The sequence below is a fragment of the Chitinophaga sp. 9-1-y genome (assembly GCF_059511905.2).
Genome location: NZ_CM197955.1, coordinates 4023730 through 4041953, shown reverse-complemented (window position 1 = coordinate 4041953; position 18224 = coordinate 4023730). Strand labels below are relative to the sequence as shown.

Annotated in this window: 22 protein-coding genes; 11 read left to right on the top strand and 11 right to left on the bottom strand. The window is 46.8% G+C overall.

The window, feature by feature from the left end:
* Positions 1–21: 21 nt before the first annotated feature.
* The 3 genes from AC5ZC7_RS15830 to AC5ZC7_RS15820 form a co-directional block, all read right to left on the bottom strand.
* Positions 22–756, bottom strand: a complete 735-nt coding sequence (locus AC5ZC7_RS15830; RefSeq protein WP_496157951.1) for a hypothetical protein — start codon at positions 754–756, stop codon at positions 22–24.
* 70 nt (positions 757–826) lie between these two features.
* A complete protein-coding gene (locus AC5ZC7_RS15825; protein WP_511911600.1) occupies positions 827–1228 on the bottom strand; it encodes a sugar phosphate isomerase/epimerase family protein in 402 nt (133 codons plus the stop codon).
* A 1-nt stretch (position 1229) separates the two neighbouring features.
* The gene (locus tag AC5ZC7_RS15820) at positions 1230–1667 is read right to left on the bottom strand and encodes a hypothetical protein (protein WP_496157952.1); all 438 of its coding nucleotides are present in this window, start codon (positions 1665–1667) and stop codon (positions 1230–1232) included.
* A 127-nt stretch (positions 1668–1794) separates the two neighbouring features.
* Between AC5ZC7_RS15820 and AC5ZC7_RS15815 the strand changes: the two genes are divergently transcribed.
* Positions 1795–1932 carry a hypothetical protein gene (locus AC5ZC7_RS15815; RefSeq protein WP_496157953.1) on the top strand — a complete coding sequence of 46 codons (138 nt, stop codon included), beginning with the start codon at positions 1795–1797 and terminating at the stop codon, positions 1930–1932.
* Positions 1933–1967: 35 nt separating this feature from the next.
* Positions 1968–2699: a DUF481 domain-containing protein gene (locus AC5ZC7_RS15810; RefSeq protein WP_496157954.1), complete on the top strand. Its 732-nt coding sequence runs from the start codon at positions 1968–1970 to the stop codon at positions 2697–2699.
* Here the strand turns inward: AC5ZC7_RS15810 and AC5ZC7_RS15805 are convergent, their stop codons facing one another.
* Positions 2700–3455, bottom strand: coding sequence for a hypothetical protein (locus AC5ZC7_RS15805; protein ID WP_496157955.1), 756 nt, complete (start codon positions 3453–3455; stop codon positions 2700–2702).
* A gap of 120 nt (positions 3456–3575) precedes the next feature.
* On the opposite strand from AC5ZC7_RS15805, the gene AC5ZC7_RS15800 reads away from it, so the two are divergent.
* Positions 3576–4694 (top strand): helix-turn-helix domain-containing protein, encoded by a 1119-nt coding sequence (locus AC5ZC7_RS15800; RefSeq protein WP_496157956.1) that lies wholly within the window; start codon positions 3576–3578, stop codon positions 4692–4694.
* Positions 4695–4782: 88 nt separating this feature from the next.
* Complete coding sequence (locus tag AC5ZC7_RS15795; protein ID WP_496157957.1) at positions 4783–5961, top strand: serine hydrolase; 1179 nt, start codon at positions 4783–4785, stop codon at positions 5959–5961.
* A 147-nt stretch (positions 5962–6108) separates the two neighbouring features.
* On the opposite strand, the gene msrB is transcribed toward AC5ZC7_RS15795, so the two are convergent.
* From msrB to AC5ZC7_RS15775, 4 genes are all read right to left on the bottom strand, one after another.
* Positions 6109–6624 carry a peptide-methionine (R)-S-oxide reductase MsrB gene (msrB, locus tag AC5ZC7_RS15790; RefSeq protein WP_496157958.1) on the bottom strand — a complete coding sequence of 172 codons (516 nt, stop codon included), beginning with the start codon at positions 6622–6624 and terminating at the stop codon, positions 6109–6111.
* A 109-nt stretch (positions 6625–6733) separates the two neighbouring features.
* The gene (locus AC5ZC7_RS15785) at positions 6734–7123 is read right to left on the bottom strand and encodes a DUF302 domain-containing protein (RefSeq protein WP_496157959.1); all 390 of its coding nucleotides are present in this window, start codon (positions 7121–7123) and stop codon (positions 6734–6736) included.
* On the bottom strand, positions 7113–7664 hold the full coding sequence (locus AC5ZC7_RS15780) for a carboxymuconolactone decarboxylase family protein (protein ID WP_496157960.1): 552 nt from the start codon (positions 7662–7664) through the stop codon (positions 7113–7115). Before AC5ZC7_RS15780 ends, AC5ZC7_RS15785 begins: the two co-directional genes overlap by 11 nt.
* A gap of 110 nt (positions 7665–7774) precedes the next feature.
* Complete coding sequence (locus AC5ZC7_RS15775) at positions 7775–8335, bottom strand: TetR family transcriptional regulator (RefSeq protein WP_496157961.1); 561 nt, start codon at positions 8333–8335, stop codon at positions 7775–7777.
* 159 nt (positions 8336–8494) lie between these two features.
* Between AC5ZC7_RS15775 and AC5ZC7_RS15770 the strand changes: the two genes are divergently transcribed.
* The 3 genes from AC5ZC7_RS15770 (at position 8495) to AC5ZC7_RS15760 (ending at position 10789) form a co-directional block, all read left to right on the top strand.
* Positions 8495–8938, top strand: a complete 444-nt coding sequence (locus AC5ZC7_RS15770; RefSeq protein ID WP_496157962.1) for a hypothetical protein — start codon at positions 8495–8497, stop codon at positions 8936–8938.
* Positions 8939–9124: 186 nt separating this feature from the next.
* Positions 9125–10249 (top strand): beta-propeller fold lactonase family protein, encoded by a 1125-nt coding sequence (locus AC5ZC7_RS15765; protein WP_496157963.1) that lies wholly within the window; start codon positions 9125–9127, stop codon positions 10247–10249.
* A gap of 114 nt (positions 10250–10363) precedes the next feature.
* A complete protein-coding gene (locus AC5ZC7_RS15760; RefSeq protein WP_496157964.1) occupies positions 10364–10789 on the top strand; it encodes a VOC family protein in 426 nt (141 codons plus the stop codon).
* 163 nt (positions 10790–10952) lie between these two features.
* On the opposite strand, the gene AC5ZC7_RS15755 is transcribed toward AC5ZC7_RS15760, so the two are convergent.
* Positions 10953–11699 (bottom strand): glycosyltransferase, encoded by a 747-nt coding sequence (locus AC5ZC7_RS15755; RefSeq protein ID WP_496157965.1) that lies wholly within the window; start codon positions 11697–11699, stop codon positions 10953–10955.
* Between the two features lie 132 nt (positions 11700–11831).
* Positions 11832–12479 (bottom strand): HAD hydrolase-like protein, encoded by a 648-nt coding sequence (locus AC5ZC7_RS15750; RefSeq protein WP_496157966.1) that lies wholly within the window; start codon positions 12477–12479, stop codon positions 11832–11834.
* 69 nt (positions 12480–12548) lie between these two features.
* Here AC5ZC7_RS15750 and AC5ZC7_RS15745 point away from each other — a divergent pair, with 69 nt between their 5' ends.
* A complete protein-coding gene (locus tag AC5ZC7_RS15745; RefSeq protein WP_496157967.1) occupies positions 12549–13610 on the top strand; it encodes a serine hydrolase in 1062 nt (353 codons plus the stop codon).
* A gap of 112 nt (positions 13611–13722) precedes the next feature.
* Entirely contained in the window at positions 13723–14880 is a 1158-nt protein-coding gene (locus AC5ZC7_RS15740; protein WP_496157968.1) for a GDSL-type esterase/lipase family protein, read from the top strand.
* Between the two features lie 63 nt (positions 14881–14943).
* On the opposite strand, the gene AC5ZC7_RS15735 is transcribed toward AC5ZC7_RS15740, so the two are convergent.
* On the bottom strand, positions 14944–15891 hold the full coding sequence (locus AC5ZC7_RS15735; protein WP_496157969.1) for a helix-turn-helix domain-containing protein: 948 nt from the start codon (positions 15889–15891) through the stop codon (positions 14944–14946).
* A gap of 251 nt (positions 15892–16142) precedes the next feature.
* On the opposite strand from AC5ZC7_RS15735, the gene AC5ZC7_RS15730 reads away from it, so the two are divergent.
* Together AC5ZC7_RS15730 and AC5ZC7_RS15725 are read left to right on the top strand one after the other, a co-directional pair.
* Positions 16143–17027 carry a TIM barrel protein gene (locus AC5ZC7_RS15730; protein WP_496157970.1) on the top strand — a complete coding sequence of 295 codons (885 nt, stop codon included), beginning with the start codon at positions 16143–16145 and terminating at the stop codon, positions 17025–17027.
* A 7-nt stretch (positions 17028–17034) separates the two neighbouring features.
* Positions 17035–18201, top strand: coding sequence for an enolase C-terminal domain-like protein (locus tag AC5ZC7_RS15725; RefSeq protein ID WP_496157971.1), 1167 nt, complete (start codon positions 17035–17037; stop codon positions 18199–18201).
* Positions 18202–18224 lie beyond the last annotated feature (23 nt).

The following is an 18224-nucleotide window of genomic DNA, read 5'->3' as shown; positions in this document are numbered from 1 at the left end:
GGAGGCAGTCCCTTTTTAATGTCAGGACCCCGGCACCAGCAGAGACCCGTAATTACCGGTACTCAACTGCTGCGCGGTATAATAGATGCTGGTATATGGTCCGGTTTCCAGGTCAAGTGTAAAGGAGGAGTCATTGTTGAATGTATCAAAGCCCATGTTAAAAGGTATTATCTGGCCGGATGTAAGTGTTACATTGGCGGTGACCACAAAATCGTCCGGCACCCAGAAACTTTTATAAGAATTCACGGTGATCGGGCATCCACACATCATTTTTACAAATACAGACGCCTGACCTGATGGGGTGGGATTAGGCTCCAGCAGTAAACCGGGTACGATCAGGGTAAAGCTATATTCCGCGTAAGAAGGTAATAAGGCGACCTGCTGTGTAATAGTGATGGGAGTATTACTGCCGGGATAAGGAATGGAAGCCGTAATGGTAGCGGGCGTCATTGCTGTAATATTGGCCGGCAGGTTAAGATAGCAGGTGCCACATACGGAGTTACTATCGGTGGCGAGGTAATCTACTTGTCCGCCATTGGTATTGTTTGGTGTAATAATCGGCAGCAGGTAAGGGGTACTGCTGGCTACAAATGGGGTAATATTACCATCATCGATACTACTGCTGGCGTTGTAGCTAAAGGGGTAAGTGGTGCCAGCTACATTAATGGATACTGTGATGGAATTGTAGCCGGGATTCCAGGCATTGGGGCCAAGGAGTTTGCCGCCCAATGCCTGCAGGTAAACTGTTATTTGCATCGTAAAGCTATTTTGAGCGTGAGAAAATAGAGCATTAATTTAACCATATTCTCCCGGCTCACAAAATAGTTCAGCTGTTGACCGTGCGGATCACACCCCTGAAAAAGCCCGCTGATTCAGCAATTCCCGGTAGTGGATCACTCATGTCTTTTTCATATTCGATACTGCATACACCCTCGTAGCGAATGCTGTCCAGCGCCGTCACCAGTTTTTTAAAGTCAATCACCCCTCTGCCTATTTCAATGGCTTTGGCATCTTTGGCGGCAGCGCTCACGTCTTTGATATGGAGGTCGAAGATCCGGTTGTTGTACGCCAGGATAGCTTTGGAAGGTTCTTCGCCGGCGCGCATCGCATGACCAATATCCAGGCAAAGTCCCAGGCGCGGGTCCCGGTTTTTGATGAGGTCATAGGCGTTTTTGGGACCAGGATAGAGGGCATCTTCCGGGCCGTGGTTATGTACGGCGAGGCGGATATTATAGGCTTTGATTTTTTTCTTCTGTATAGTCCAGTAGTTCCGGTGTAGGTACGCCTACAATCAGCGGTACACCTACGCGTTTGGCATATTCAAAGGCTTCATCTACTGCTTTTTTTGTTTTCATATAGATAACGCCTACCGCATATACTTTAATGCCGGCAGCGGTAAATTTCCCCAGCACTTCCTGTATTTTCTCTGGTGTACTGTTTAAGGGGAGATGGATATCCTTTACAGAGATGTTCGTAATATTCACCCGGTTCATGATGGCAATGGCCTGGTCCAGGTCAAATTTGGCAAAGGTATAACCGGCCATGCCTACGGCGAGTGTTCCTTTTTCTTTGTGGCCGGTGAGGGCGGCCGTGGCTGTGAAAGGCGCCATAGTAGTGGCTGCCATGCCCAGGGCGGTTTGTAACAGGAAATTTCTTCTTGATGACATATCGTTGTTTTACGTGGTGATAGCAATATGGATGTCGTTCTCTACGAGGGCGACAGGCCAACTAAGATCTCTAAAATTTGTTGTTTTTTTATGTTAACGGGTCGGTTTTTTAAGGAACCACCTCACAATGCTATCAATAAGACGACCAATGAACAGCGACAGCACTAATGTCAGCAACACTGCCAATGGTAATAACAGCGACAGCGAACGTTTTGAGCATAACATACCTATCATTAATCCAGGACAAATTCTTCAGGCACGTTAATTGTGCAGCGGGGAATTGCATTTTAATACCTGATCATGAGGAGAATAGCTTTACTATTATTGTTGTTATGTTATTGTTTGACCAGCTCCGCGCAATTCAGCGACTCGGTGCATTATTATATGAAATATGCGTCTACCGGATCGATCAACAGAACCAACAACGGAAATTCTTTCTTACTAAATAATAACCTGGGCTTTAAAATCAGCAAGAAGCGGCTGACCATGAATACCGGCGCCAGTTATGTATATGGTAAGCAGGATCACAGCATGACCAACAACGATGTGTGGACTGGCATGGATGTAAGCGTGTACCGGGGTGAGAAGAAGTTTTATTACTGGGGACTCGCCAATTTCGAAAAAAGCTACTCGTTAAAAATCAACAGCCGTTTCCAGGCTGGTGGCGGTATTGCCTACGACGTGATCCATCATCCGCAGGCTACCCTGAACCTGAGCGATGGAGTGCTTTTTGAAGCCAGCAATCTTTACCTGAAAGATACGATTCCGGATGTTTATCAAACCGTGCGTAACTCCCTGCGGGTGTCTTACAAATGGGTAATCATTAATATGGTGGTACTGGAAGGATCTAACTATATACAAAACTCACTTATTCACGGTGACGACTATATTATAAAATGTAATAACAGCCTGTCTGTGAAACTCCGTTCCTGGTTGAGTATTACAGCGGCTATGACTTACAACAAAGTAAATCGTACGGACCGGGAAAACCTGTTGATGAACTACGGGTTGACGGTAGAGAAGTTTTTTTAACTATTTGCGGATAGCTCCCAGCAGCTGCTTAATACCCATGTATATCACCACCAGTGCCACCAACAAACAAAAGGATACCGTAAAGCTAATACCCTCTTTATGGTAACCCCGGTAAGGAATATACAAAAAAGCAATGCCGATACCGATGGTGCCAATGGCGCCGGGTATGCTTGGCTTTTTAGTAGGTACTGGGTTGGCTTTTACCGGCTGTGGGCGATGCGTTGGTTTGTATTTATATTGGTTGGCATCTGCTCCCAGAAAATCGCCGTATCCAATGAGGGTGGTGATCTCTCCGTCACTAAAATACCCGCTTATTTTTTCAGGTTCATCCAATAGCAGGGCGTTAAGGTCTGTCTTGATATGTTCTAGTAAAGTGTCTATATCGTTAAAGCCGGATAAGGCAAAAACATCGAGCTCCAGTGCATCCAGGTCGGTCGTATTCTTATCAAGGAAGGTGATAAAGCCGCGGTAGAGTGGCATGATCTCCGGGTAGTTTTCTTCCAGGAATTCGCTATGCAGGTCGGCATTGCCGAGGGCATCTTCTTTAAGCACCCGGATATTTGAATACTCTGGTGGGAAGTTATCCTCATCCGTTTCCTGTATCGCGGTGAATCTTTTTCTCATGGCAGATTCCGCTCGCTTTACATCTTCTTCCCCAATAAGGGTCAGCCAGAAAAACGGGAGGAAGTTATTCGCTTCAAACAGCACCACAGCGGTATCCGGGCTTGATTTAATCAGGTAAGTGCGATGTCCCATTTGACTGATATTTAAAGGATTGGGTGAGATATCTAAAGTAAGGAAACTATTGATGAAACGATCAATGCGTGTGGACGCAAAGCAATTTTAGCTTATTTTGTTTTCCGGATCAGTACGCACATGAAAGGATTATTACAAACGATTATTCTCTTAGGAACGATACAAGGTATTATCGTAACTGTATTGCTTTTTTTTGCACCGAATAACCGGTTTGCCAACCGGCTGTTGGGTACTTTTATTTTACTGATGGCCATGGCCAGTTTTGGGGTGTATGCCGCTTTCAAAGATTGGTTCGGTTCGCCCTGGCTGGTGTTTTTGTCCAACTTTGTGCCGTTAATTACCGGCATGCTGTTCGGTCCGCTGATGTATTTTTATATCCGCGCTTTCCTGGAACCTGGTTTCAGGTTGGGCCGCCGGGAGCGGTTACAATTCCTGCCGGTGGTGATTGATCTTGTTGCGCCGGTGGCTGCGTTAATTTTTGTTACCGGCGTATTAACCAATATGATTAAGAATGTGCCCGGTCCCTGGATAATTTTTATCGATACCTATAACGTTTACTCAGATATTCCCCGGTGGCTGTCGGTAGCTATATATACCTATCTTTCCCTTAAATACCTGGCACGTTACCAGGCTGCCGGAAAAGCTACACCGGGATTATCCTGGTTACGGCAATTTGCCCTGGGGATGGCTGCTTTTACCGCTGTATGGTTGCTGTACCTGGTTCCTTACGTGATTCCGCGTTATACGGACGTGGTATTGGATAGCCTCGACTGGTACCCGATTTATATACCGATGACCTTATTGATCTACTGGCTGGGTATCCGTGGTTATATCATTTCATATCAACAACTGGTAACCGATAAAAAATCAGACACGGTATTGCCAGCGGGGACGGTTGATGTTGCGCTGGTTTCCCTGAAAAAAGCCATGGAAGAAGACCGCCTGTACCTGGATACCGGGCTTAACCTGCAGCAGGTAGCAGAACATACCGGGTTGTCTCCCAAAACAATATCAGCGGTATTGAATCAACATCTCGGTAAAAATTTCAACGAGTACGTAAATGGTTATCGCGTAAACCTGTTTAAAGAGAAAGTATTGCAGGCGGATGCGGCGCAACTGACTTTTGCCGGGTTAGCGTACGATTGTGGGTTTAGTTCCTCCGCTACTTTCCAGCGGGTGTTCAAACAGCATACCGGCATGTCGCCCTCCGAATTCAGAAAAGGAGCAGTGAAAATGTAGTCAAATCCGTTTTTATGTTTGCTCAAATCAGGATATGAGTAGGTGAAATCCTTGTGAATAGGCAGCTTTGTGAGAAATCGTTACCCGCATGATCAATTGCTCCAACTCCTTTCGCCAGGGATTGTATCCACTACTTTTAGTTTTATTTTTTTCCTGCCGGAGTACCCATACTCCGGCAGTAGTTGCTAAAGTTACGCCAACTGACAGTGTATGGTGTGCTGCCAACGTCGCCGCATTTGAAAAGAAAATAGCGCTGCTGAGAGCGCGCTATCATATCCCAGGTATTTCGGTGGGGATCATGAATGGGCAGCAGCTGGTATGGAAAAAGGGATTTGGCTATGCCGACAGGGAACGCCAGGTGGCACCCGATGAAAATACCATTTACCAGGTGGCCTCTGTGACCAAAACATTTGGCTCCATTATCCTCATGCAGCAGGTAGAGACTGGAAAAATCAGCCTGGATGATCCCATCAGCAAATACAAGATTAACCTGGGCGCCCGCTGGGGAAGTGATCCGAAAATCAAAATTAAGCACCTGCTAACGCATACGGCTATGGGAACTACCTTCAATGGTTTCAAACCCGGCTATAAATTTCGTTACAATGGTGCCTGGTATCAGCAGTTGGGCAAAGCTATTGAGCAGGCCTCCGGCGAATCGTTTGGGGAGTTGCTCATGAAGGAAATTGTGCGGCCATTGTCGCTCAAAAATACCGCACCCAGTACAGACGACAGCCTGAACTTCGCCCTCACAGGGTATGACAAGGCGGCATTTATGCAGCGGGTGGCCAAACCATACGACTGGCAACACCAACAACTCGTTCCCATTACATTTAATTACGGGTTTGGACCGGCAGCCGGAATTATGAGTACCGTAGCCGATTTAGGTGTTTATTCCAATGCCATTGATGCCGGGAAATTCCTGCAGGATACCACCTGGAAACAGGTATTTACACCTTACGTTACGCCAAAAGGGAAACGTATTCAATATGGGTTAGGCTGGTTTGTCGGCTACTATAAAGGCATAAAGGTGGTATGGCATACTGGTTGGTGGACGGGCTACTCTGCGCTTTTTGTAAAGGTTCCGGAGAAAGATCTCAGCTTTATTATACTGGCCAATTCCCAGGACCTGAGCCGTCCCTTTTATCACCTGATGAGAATTGGTCCTATGGGATGCTACCGCCCTTTTAAGCGTAACCTAAACAGGCGGCTGGACGCTTCTGATTTTGGAAAGGCGTTCCTGGAGCATTTTGTAAAGCAGAAGGCATAAACGCTGGAGCACCTGTAAACAAAGCAGAAAGCAGAAAGGATAAAGCAAAAAGCTATTATAGCGATTGATCAGAGCGTATTAATAATCGTATTGATCAATCGCTATAATAGCTTTTTGCTTTATCCTTTCTGCTTTCTGCTCCTCAAATCACCGCGCTCCCGGATCGGGTTCAAAGTCCATTGAAACAGAGTTCATGCAAAACCGTTTGTGCGTAGGCGGGGGGCCATCATCGAAGATATGTCCGAGGTGGGAACCGCAACGTTCACAGAGTACTTCGGTGCGTTGCATGCCCAGGGAATTATCTTCTTTATATATGACGCTGTTGGCCCTCAGTGGTTCGAAGAAGCTGGGCCAGCCACAGGAGCTGGCGAACTTGGCATCCGAACGAAACAGGGGATTACCGCATACTGCGCAATAGTAGCTGCCTTTTACATCTGCATCCCAGTATTTGCCGGTGAAGGGTCTTTCGGTAGCGGCTTCCCTGGCTACGGCGTAAAGGTCTGGGGGCAATACTTTTTTCCATTCTGCATTGGTAACATGCAGTTTTCTGGTGTCTGTCCGGGAGTAATATGGGTTCTTTTCCATTGGTTCTTTATTGCCCGTCTGGCTATGGCAGGCAATCTGCGAAGCCAGGATCAGTGTTAAAAGAAATATTGGTTTCATCTTTTTTGACGATTGATAAGCGTACCTAAATTTACGGATTTAAAGCCGTATCCACGTTTGTTCGTTTATTAGACGTCAGCAAACCGATATCCTTACAAAAAAGATTTTTTTAGGCCGTTTTCCGGAGCTGTGCCACTATGAGTTCCACTTTTACATGTAATTCTTTTCCCAGTGCTTCCAGGCCTTCATAGCCCTGAAAGTGAACTCCCGGGTGGAAATAGCTAAGGGTAGTACCTTTATCGGTTGCCCGCAGCACCAGCTTCAGGGGCACTTCGATTACCGCCGTGGGGTCCCGGTCCAGCAACTGTTTCATATATACCGGGTGGAAGAACAGCAGTTGCCGCACCGGTCCGATGACTATTTGCTGGGTTGCCAGGATGGCCTGTGGATTGATTTCATGTAGCAGCAGGAACCCGTTTTCGGTAATGGCGCTTCTGGCCTGCGACAGTGCCGTTTCAAAAGGCAAATCCAGTAATACGGTAATATTATCAGTTCTCATGGGTGGTAGTGTTTAAAGGGTGAGTAACAGCGGGCCAGTCGACCGGGGTGGCGGCTACCACGTTCACATAGTTGCTGAAGATATTGCGTACTACGTTGCCGATGATTTCCAGGACTTCGCCATTGGTGTACCCGGCTTCCTGTAGTGCCTGTACATCATTGGGAGACAGGCTATGGGGCGATGCTAACAGCTGACGGGTAAATGCGAGGCCCGCATTCACTTTTGGATCGGAGGATTGCATGTTCCTGGCATCCAGCAGTTCGGCTTCCGATAAGCCGGCTTTAGCACCGGTAAAGGTATGTGCGGCCAGGCAATAGTTGCAGCCGTTGTACGCTGCGGAGGCAAGGGCTATTCTTTCGGCCATGGGAGCGCCCAGGGTGCCTTTGCGAAGCGCATTGCTCAATTGGGTATAAGCCTCCAGTGCGGCAGGTGAATTGGCCATTACACTGAACATGTTAGGGACGCGGCCCATCATACGATTTACCTGGGCCAGTACGGGTTGCGCCGCTGCAGGGGCTTCCGTAAGAGAGAGTGGTGACATTGTTTGCATAGTTTAGATCGTTGGTTATAGACAAATTTGTCTATAATAAGTTTAAAAAATTACCCGTAGCTACGGGTGCTGAAAAATAGGGCGGTGGTGAGCGGATAATATTATTCCGGCGCTATCAGCCGTTTCACCATTTTTTTAGCCGTTTTTACCGGCCATATTTCTTTGTATACTTTACTTTCCACGATGGCGCCTTCAAAAAGCAGGTAAATGCTATCTGCCGTGCCGGCAGCCGCCTGGCCGGGAATAGCGGAGAGCAGCTGATGCAGGTAGCGCCTCAATTTCCGCTTGTGTTCCAGTACCTGTTGCTGCATATCCGGTTGAAAATCGCCGATTTCCGCCAGTATATTAATAAAGCGGCAACCTTTGAAATGCTGTAACGGCAACTGCTTCTCCAGGAAATCAAAAGCGGCCAGCAGGCGTTCTGCCGGATCCGTTTTCTGTTCCACTACGGCGGTAATGGCCGCAAACCATTGTGCCCTGGCTTCTTTCAGGTAAGCCAATCCCAGTTCTTCCTTGGAGCCAAAGTGGCTGTAAAGACTCGCTTTGGCAACGCCGGCTTCTTCCAATACCTGGTTGATGCCGGTGGCGTTGTAGCCCTGCTCATAAAACAGGCGGCCCGCAGTGGCCATGATCTTTTCCTTTGGATTACCTGGTCTTGCCATGATCCATCAAAGCTAGTCAGAAAAATAATAATAGACAAATTTGTCTATTATTATTTTTCCGGGAGATGATTAAAACGAAACTGGTCCCCTCGTTAAATAAAATCTGGTCCCCCATAGCTATTAACTTTGGTGATACTTTTGTATACAAAATTGAAAAATATGAAAGACTCAATGGGATATCCTCAATTAATTTTGCGGCTGGCATTAGGACTGGGTTTTATTTTACCGGTAATGGACAGGCTTGGTATGCTCGGTATGCCGGGATCAGCCGAGGTGGCATGGGGCGACTGGACTCATTTTACTGACTACACAGCAACGATACTCCCCTTTTTGAATAAGCCTTTGGTGAATGTAGCCGCGGCCCTCGCTTCCATTGCAGAAGCGCTTTTTGGAATTTGTTTGATTGTAGGGTTCAAAACCAAACAGGTGGCGTTTGGCAGCGCAATACTGACGGCCACCTTTGGCATCTGTATGGCCCTGTTTTTAAACATTCATGCCCCATTCAAATATCCGGTATTTGTTTTTGTGGGGGCTGGTTTTGTGCTTTCCGGCGTTTCCAGGTTTAAATGGAGCTTGGACGATTTACTTACTAAAAAGGGTTGATCCGCTAAGGACGCGCTGTTTCTTTACTGGCTGGGGTAGTATGGTTTTACCATGAGTAACAAGGCTCCCGAAAAAATAATAACCCGCACATTTGTCTGTTATTATTTTTTCGGGAGATGATTATCTTGTGAGTTCATTTCATGATTAAAACCATAGCCCGTGTTTCGTAAACGTTGTTGTCTTGTTGTGACCGCATTATTCGCAGGATTGCTGGTTAATGCCCAGCAGTCTTATCTCTTTGTAGGCAGCTATAACCGCGATAAAGAAAAAGAGGGGGTATACCTGTATCGCTTCAACGATCATACCGGCGCCCTGCAGCCCGTATACGCCATGAAAGGTATCCTGAATCCTTCTTATCTGACCATATCGCCCAATGGTAAATATATTTATGCCTGCTCGGAAGCACAAACGCCCAATATAGGAGGTGTCAGCAGCCTGGCATTCGACAGTACCCGGGAAACACTGACATTGCTCAGTCGCCAGAACAGCGGCGGCGATAATCCCGCTTACGTAGGTGTCAATAAGGCGGGGAACTGGCTGCTCTGTGCTAATTACAGCGGCGGCAGCCTGTCCATTTTCCCGTTGCTGGAAAACGGGGATATTGCACCCGCCAGTCAAACCATCACGTTTCAGGATAGCAGCATTTTACCCCGGCAACGCAGCTCGCATGTGCACGCCGCCCTGTTTGCGCCGGATGACCACTATGCATTTTTCCCGGACCTGGGCGCAGACAAAATCAGGGCATACGAACTTTCGTCCGATCCATCCGCGCCTTTGCAACCTGCTGCGCAACCTTACGCAGCTACTGCTCCCGGTAGCGGCCCCCGTCATCTTACGTTTCATCCTACCTTGCCTTACGCTTACTGCATCAATGAAATAAGCGGTATGGTAATGGTCTATCGCTATCATCACGGGCAACTGGATAGCCTGCAGCGCATCAGCGCACACCTGCCAGCACCTGCGGATGACTATAACAGCGCCGACATTCACATCTCCCCCGATGGTAAATTCTTATATGCCTCCACCCGGGAAGATGCCAATATGATTTTTATTTACGCCATTCATCCGAAACAGGGAACGCTGACTAAAATAGGACAAACAGCTACCCTTGGCGTACATCCCAGGAATTTTGTCATTGATCCGACAGGCAAATTTTTGCTGGTAGCCAATCAGCGCAGCGGTAATATTGTGGTGTTTAAACGGCATCTGCAAACCGGCTTGCTGACCGCCACCGGGGTGGAAGTCAAGGTACTGAATCCATCTTCCCTACAAATAAGGACCTATGCCCGGGAGCTTAAATCAGGCCACTAAACTTTTTTTGAAATAGTAAATCACTGCTGACATAAGGTTGTCATACCCCCGAAATACCTTTGACTTATCAAACAAAACAGTACAATTCTTTTAAACCCATAAAAACCCGGAAAAATGAAAGAGTCATCGGTATTACGCGGCCTGGCAACTATCAGCTTTTACGCAGCAGACCTGGAAGCCGCCAGGAAATGGTATGCGGACTTCCTGGGCATGGAACCCTACTTTAACGTTCCCGGTTATACGGAGTTTCGGATCGGGGATTACCAGCACGAACTGGGTATCATTGATAGCAAATATGCCCCGGAAGGAGCTGCTACACCTGGGGCCGGCGCTATAGCTTACTGGCACGTAGATGATCTGAAAGGCACCCTGGACCGCCTGATCGCTGCCGGCGCCAGATTATATGATGATATTACTGACCGTAGCGGCGGAAAAGGCGCTTTCGTGACCGCTTCTGTGACAGATCCTTTTGGAAATATACTCGGTATTATGACGAATAAACATTACCTGGAAATACTGGCCGCTAAAGCAAATCTATAACCCTGCTGCACCAGGGAAACCAACAAAGGCCAGGAAGTATTTTATGCCAAAACCAGGCAACAATGGCGTCAATGGCTCAAAAAGCACGGTCCAGATGCAGCGGAGGCTATAAGATATTGCCCTTCGCTGCATTTACTAAAAGCTAACCGCTAACCGCCAACAGCTATTTTTTACCAGCGCGTCGCATCTTGGCTTTGTAATGTTTGATCATTAGCCGTGCATATGGCCACCAGCCTAATCTTTCACGGATCAGGGCTAACTTGTCCTGCTCAAATACCAGGTCTTTGGTAAAGAAAGAAAACCCTGACAGGTTATATAACACGATGGTAATAGGGTAGTGCTGTTTTTTAAATTGCTTGTCGCCCCACACCGCCATGTTCAGGGCATAATCCGCATTTACCTTATAACGCAGGTCATAGGTATATTTTTCAAAAACTGCTTTGGGGTAAATAATTGACTGGTGATTGATACACAATTTTGCCAGCCGGTAAGCGCTAAAACTGCCCTGTATCAGGATATAGGGTAGCTCGCCTTTATCTACGAAGCCATCGCTGTTACCATAATAAACGGTATGGTCATCTGCCAGGTGGGTGATCAGTTCACTGAAGCCGGGTTTTAAGCGATCATCTGCTCCAAGGAAATAGAGGTAGTTACCTTTGGCCATCCGGATACCTTTATTCATGGCATCATAGATGCCCCGGTCGGGTTCACTGACCCACTGCAACAACGGTAGCCTTGCTGATTTTACAATCGCCATGGTATCGTCCGTGCTGCCACCATCCACTACTACTACTTCAATATTTTTTGCGGTTTGTTGTGCAATGCTTGCCAAACATTCGCCGATATAGTCATCTGCGTTATAGGTCACAATAATAACACTCACTAACGACTCACCGGATTGGTCCTTCATTGGATATTTTTTTTGCCGCTGCCAAATTACGGATATTTTAATGATTCATGTCGTGATCCCGCAACCCGCTGGCATAAAACGAGTTCATGGTAAGAAGAACGATGGGCAAAGGATCGGTTATGATCTTTTTTCTCAGGAAAAAGCCGTACTTAACTCCGCTACAGTCTGGAATATAAAATCCGGGGCGGCAGCAGTCAACTCTTTCGTACTACCATATCCGTAGCCTACGCCGATAGAGGCAATGTTATTTTTCTGCGCGCCGATAATATCGTGTTTACGGTCGCCGATCATAATGGTGTTTGCCGGTGTTAAATTTTCTGTGTCAAGTACATAGCGGATTAATGCTCCTTTATCGGCGCGGGTGCCATCCAGTTCACTGCCATAAACTGCGGTAAAATAAGGTGCCAGTTCAAAATGCTGCATCACGGTGTTGGCAAAAACAGATGGTTTGGAAGTAGCCACAAATAAGCGGCGCCCCTGTTGCTGTAAACGGGTGAGGAGCGCTGGTATCCCCTCATAGCGTTCATTTTCGTAAATACCATTGACTTTAAAATACTCCCGGTAGGCGTCTACCGCTTCCCAGGCCTGGGCTTCGGTGAAAGAATAATATTCCATAAACGACTCGTGTAGCGGAGGACCGATAAAAGGAAGCAGCCGGTCCAGGTCTGTTTCTTCGATGCCTGCTTTAGCCAGTGCATATTGCACAGACTTCGTGATCCCTTTTTTGGGATCGGTTAAGGTACCATCCAGGTCAAAAAGTACGTTACTATATTTTATCATGATCGCAATTTAACATATCAATCGGACGTTGAATTGTTGAACTTGCTTTGGTTTAACTTCATTTATATCATGAAAAGAAATCTATTCTCCGGCTACCTGTTGAGCTGCGTCACGGCTTTAGGCATTTTCAGCTGTACGAAAGACAAATCCCCAACGATTGTTAGTAATGGATACGCTGATATTGACAGTGTACTAACGAGTGCGGTTACGACATCGTTTGGCGGCAAATGTTATACGGTCATCCAGGTAGATGGAAAAACAGTGTACTCCAAAGGATTTGGTGGATTTGATGGTAGTACCGTCAGACCCATCGCTTCCTGCTCCAAGTGGTTGTCTGCTGCCGTTTTGATGAGCCTGGTGGATGATGGGAAATTGCGGTTGTCAGATACGATTGGCAAATACCTGCCCATTTTTACTACTTACCACAAAGGAGGGGTGACGATTGCCCAGCTGTTTTCCCATACCTCGGGTTTCCCGGGTACCTCTACCCAGGGATATGAGTCGGTAGTACTCACTACCCTGGAAGCTGCCACCAATAATATTGCGGCCAACGTGCCCCTGCAATATATACCGGGTTCCACTTTCTATTATGGCGGTGTAAGTATGCAAATTGCTGGTCGCATATGTGAAGTGGTGTCTGGCAAAAGCTGGAAAGTGTTGGCAGATGAAAAGTTGTTTACGCCATTGGGCATGGCCCACACAGATTTCGGTATTGGCGCCAATCCGAAGATAGCCGGAGGCGTTAACAGTTCCCCGGATGATTATATGCGTTTCCTGTATATGATCATGAATAATGGAGTGGCTGCCAACGGGCAACGAATTTTATCAGCAGCGGCAATTGCTGCCATGGAACAGCCACAAACAAATGCAGCTACTACCTTCGCGTATTCTCCTTATCCGCCGGTGTTGCTTAATTCCAAAGGCATATATGGTATCGGTAACTGGCGGGATGTGACCACTACCAATGATGTATTAATTGAAAACAGTAGCCCCGGGCTATTTGGTAGTCATCCCTGGGTGAACCGCAATAAGAAAATAACCGGCATGGTGTTTACCTATATTACGGACAACGGGTATTTAACCACCATGCCAGCCTGTAGCAAAATCAGGACCTTGATGAGAAATAAATAATGTTAGCAGAAAGCATAAAGCTTTAAGCTTTATGCTTTCTGCCAATAGACGACTATATTTACGGAATCGTTATGATCAGCCGGTACTTCCATACCACAGAACCAACAATGATATGATGAAAAAAATCGCATGGCTGCTGCTAAGTATAGCCGTTACTGTTACTACCCGGGCGCAGGAACCTTTTATAACATCCTATGGCCACCTCGATAATGCCTTGTATCACATCAGTGCCGGCCATAAAGCTACGGTCACGTTTTTGGGCGGCTCTATTACCAATATGGAAGGCTGGCGCAGCAAAGTGTGTGCGTATTTGTCGGCTACCTGGCCTGGAACGGCTTTCCGGTATATTAATGCTGGTATCCCATCTTTAGGCAGTTTGCCCCATGCCTTCCGTTTTAAACAGGATGTAGCAGATAAAGGACAAACAGATTTGCTTTTTATAGAGGCAGCGGTGAACGACCATGTAAACGGCACCAACGAAATTACCCAGCGAAGAGCGATGGAAGGTATTATCCGCCACGCGCTCCGCGTTAATCCTAATGTCAGTATTGTGCTGATGGCTTTTGTGGATGAAGATAAAATGGCAGATTACCACGCCGGTAAAATTCCCCTGGAAGTAAAGGTACACGACGATCTCGCCAAAAAGTACCACCTGCCTTTTATTAACCTCGCCAAAGAGATAACTACCCGCATTGATGCCGGTGAGTTTAACTGGAAAGATGATTTTAAAGATCTGCATCCATCTCCCTTCGGACAAAATATTTATTTCAATGCCATCAAACGTTTGTTGGCAAGTGATTTCAGCAGACCGGTGCCCAAACGCCCGGTGGTAGTTAAACTTCCCGCTCCGGCAGATCCGTTGAATTATGAAAAGGGCAACTATGCCGACGTACACCTGGCTACCGGCAAAAATGGTTTCACCGTGGTGGAGTCATGGGAGCCGGCCGACAAGGTGCCTACGCGGGAAGGCTTTGTGAAAGTGCCCATGCTGGTATCCGAAAAAGCGCGTGCCACTGTAACCTTTCCTTTCACCGGCCGTACTATTGGTATTAATGTCCTGTCCGGACCAGACGCCGGTGTGATCACTTACCACATTGATAACGGTCCCGCACAAACGAAAGATATCCGCACCCAATGGAGCAAAAGTCTCTACTTACCCTGGTACCTGATCCTGGGCGATGACCTGGCGCCTGGAAAACATGTCCTGACCATAGAAACCGGTGAAGCAACCGCTGTAACAAGGATCGTACATTTCCTGGTGAGCGAATAACCAAAGCGGATGCGGTCATTTCACGTATAGCCGTCACTGATATAAATGAATCATTTTAGATGGTCAGGTTAGCCGGAAGCTTGGAGTAGTGGCATTACTCTCCTCAAATGCTTTGCGATATTCCCGGGGTGACTGTTCCTGGTAAATTTTGAACTGCCGGTTGAAATAGGAAATGTTATCAAACCCGCAGGCATAGCAGATATCGGCGATAGACTGGTCTGTGCCGATCAACAGTTTCGTAGCGTGGCTAATCCTCGTTTCATTCACAAATTGCGAAAAGGTTTTACCCGTTCTTCTTTTGAAGTAGCGGCAAAAGGCAGCCTCACTCATGCAGGCCAGTGACGCAGCGGATTTGCTATCTACCTGCTGGTGGTAGTTTTCCAGCACATATTTAAAGATGCCCGTCAGTTTTTTGGAGTCGGCATCCTTATAATGTATTTTCCGGAGATCTTCAGTTAATAGCGACAGATGGTCCCGGTCCTGCAATGAAAGATCATCTAACAGCTGTAACAGCAGGATCAGGTTTTTCATTTGCTGGTTAGGCTGAAACTCGAAAAACAGGTGACGGAGGGCAGCAGGTATTTTCCGGAATTGCAGGCCATGTTCCGAGAGCTGCATGAGGTCTTTTATTTTTTTTAATTCCAGTTTGTCGAAGAAGTCTTTGCCAAGAAAATCCTCGGAAAACTGTACAATGATGGCGTGGGCTAGTTCTTCATCGCTGCCACTGGCAGCATTGTCATTACAAAAACAATGCACCAGCCCGGGACCAAACATATAAATCTCTCCCTCATTAAAATTCATCACCTTGTTACCGGCATATACTTTCCCTGAACTTCTTACCACCAGGATTAATTCGTGCCCATGGTGAAAGTGAAAGGTATTGGTGAAACGCGGCTGACAAAATTCTTTGATCACAAAGCTGGCGTCTTCCGGCGTGGAGATGTGCCGGTAAGGTAATGTAGTAGTGCTGCTTTTTTCAGGTGCGGAGATATGCCGGTAAGCCACTTTCATAATGTGAAATTTAGTACACTATTTATTTTATAACCGTTAAAGTGGTGATTATGGTAAATATAGTATCAATATTCTGCAAATGAAGTACTTTTATTTCAACGGTATGCGGAATAAATTTGTAAGGCAACGATGATTTTAAAACATTCCCGTTATGAACCCACCTGGATAGCAATATGCTGCCAAACCGGTATATTAACAGCGGTACTTGTATGCATCTAAACCCATTCTATTTTTAATAAACCTGACACGTTATGGAACTAGCGATACACAATTGGATGAGGCCCGAATCGATTGAAACAACCATACAACGGGTGGCGTCACTTGGATATACCAGGCTTGAAATTGCCGGCAACCCGCAGGAGTATAATACCCAACACATCAGGAAGCTAATGAAGAACCATGGTTTGTCTTGCTGGGGTTCTGTAACATTAATGCTGGGAGAACGTAACCTGCTGGCCCGCGATGAAGCCCAACGTGACAGGTCCATACAATACGTGAAAGATGTAGTAAAGATGGTAAAGGAGCTGGATGGTCACATGGTATCAGTGGTGCCCGGAACAGTAGGGAAAATTATACCTGACGGAAGACCGGAAGAAGAATGGAAATGGGCAGTAGAAGCACTGAAAGAAATTTACAGTTATAGTGAGGCTGCTGGCATATTGTTGGGCATTGAGCCCATTAACCGCTTTGAAACTTATTTCATCAACAGGGCAGAACAGGCCCTGGTGCTGGCGGAAGCCGTAGGACCGCATTGCGGTGTTTGCCTCGACACTTTTCATATGAATATGGAGGAGGAAGATATGTTTGCCTCCATCAGGAAAGCCAAAGGTAAGCTGGTAGGCTTTCATGTGGCGGATAATAACCGGATGGCGCCCGGCATGGGACATCTTAACTGGGAAAAGATTGTAGCTACCCTGAGAGAGATTAACTATGACGATGTGCTTTCGGTAGAGTTCTGTGCCTCATTGGATCGTACACCAGCTAACCCTTACCCGGATGCGATTGATAACAATCCTGAGCATCTTTCTCCGGAACAGGAGAAATTCCTGGTGGATCATGGCAGCAATGCTGTTACGGAGGCGTTTTATACCATGCTAACAACCCGGTCATTTAATACATTATCAAAACTTATTTAAAGAACAGATGAAAATAGCTAATGTAGAGGCATTTTGGTTGCGTTGTCCCGTTGCCAAGGAAAAACAACATACATCGGACTATGGGTTACTGGCAAACTTTGATATGACTTTGGTGGTAATTACCACAGAAGACGGCTTGCAGGGATTTGGCGAAGCTAAGGCTGCTGTGGGATCTTCAGGAGGGTGTGCTTCTATTGTCAATTGTATCGAGACTGAATTAAAACCTGCTTTGGTCGGTAAAAGGGTGAAAGATATTACCCGTTGCTGGGAAGAAATGTATAATGGAACACGTGATCACTATGCATTGTCGAGGGGCCGTAAATTCCCGGTACTGGGCAGGAGAGGACTAACGATATCTGCAATGAGCGGCATTGATACGGCGCTGTGGGACTTGAAAGGAAAAATGCTGCAAGTACCTGTGATGGATTTGCTGGGTGGTGCCTGCCGGGATACGATGCCTGCCTATGCCAGTGGTGGCTGGGCCGATGCCGCCAATATCGGTGCACAGTTGAATGGTTATGTCAGCAAAGGATTCCGCGCAGTTAAAATGCGTGTAGGCGTAATGGATCACACCGTACAAAATAGTATAGAAAGAGTGAAAGCTGCCAGGGCTGCACTGGGACCTGACATTAAGTTAATGGCGGATGCACACGGTACTTTTAGCGTGCCGGAAGCGAAGCAATTCTGCCGCGGTGTAAAAGATTGTAACCTTCATTGGTTTGAAGAGCCTATCAATCCGGATAACCGGATTGGAACAGCCGAAGTGAGGGCGGCAACAGATATTCCTATTGCCGCAGGGGAAAGTGAATACACCAGTTTTGATATTAAGGAACTGCTGGATATCAGGGCCATTGATGTAATACAGCCAGATGCTGCTATCATTGGCGGTATTTCGGAAGCGGCCCGTGTATCGCACCTGGCGAGTGTACATCAACTGGAGTTGGCGCCACATTGCTGGGGATCAGGCTTCTCTTTTATGGCAGGACTGAACGTGGCATTTGCGGCATCTGCTGCCACTATTATCGAGTTTTCTCTTGGGGGGAATCCTATGATGTATGAATTGATAAATGAACAAATTACGGTAACAGATGGTGTAATATCTGCACCCACAGCGCCTGGACTGGGAGTAAGTCCCAATTGGGATTTTGTACAGGAGTTTACACAAAAAGTTTAGAAGCGTACCTGAAAATAATAATG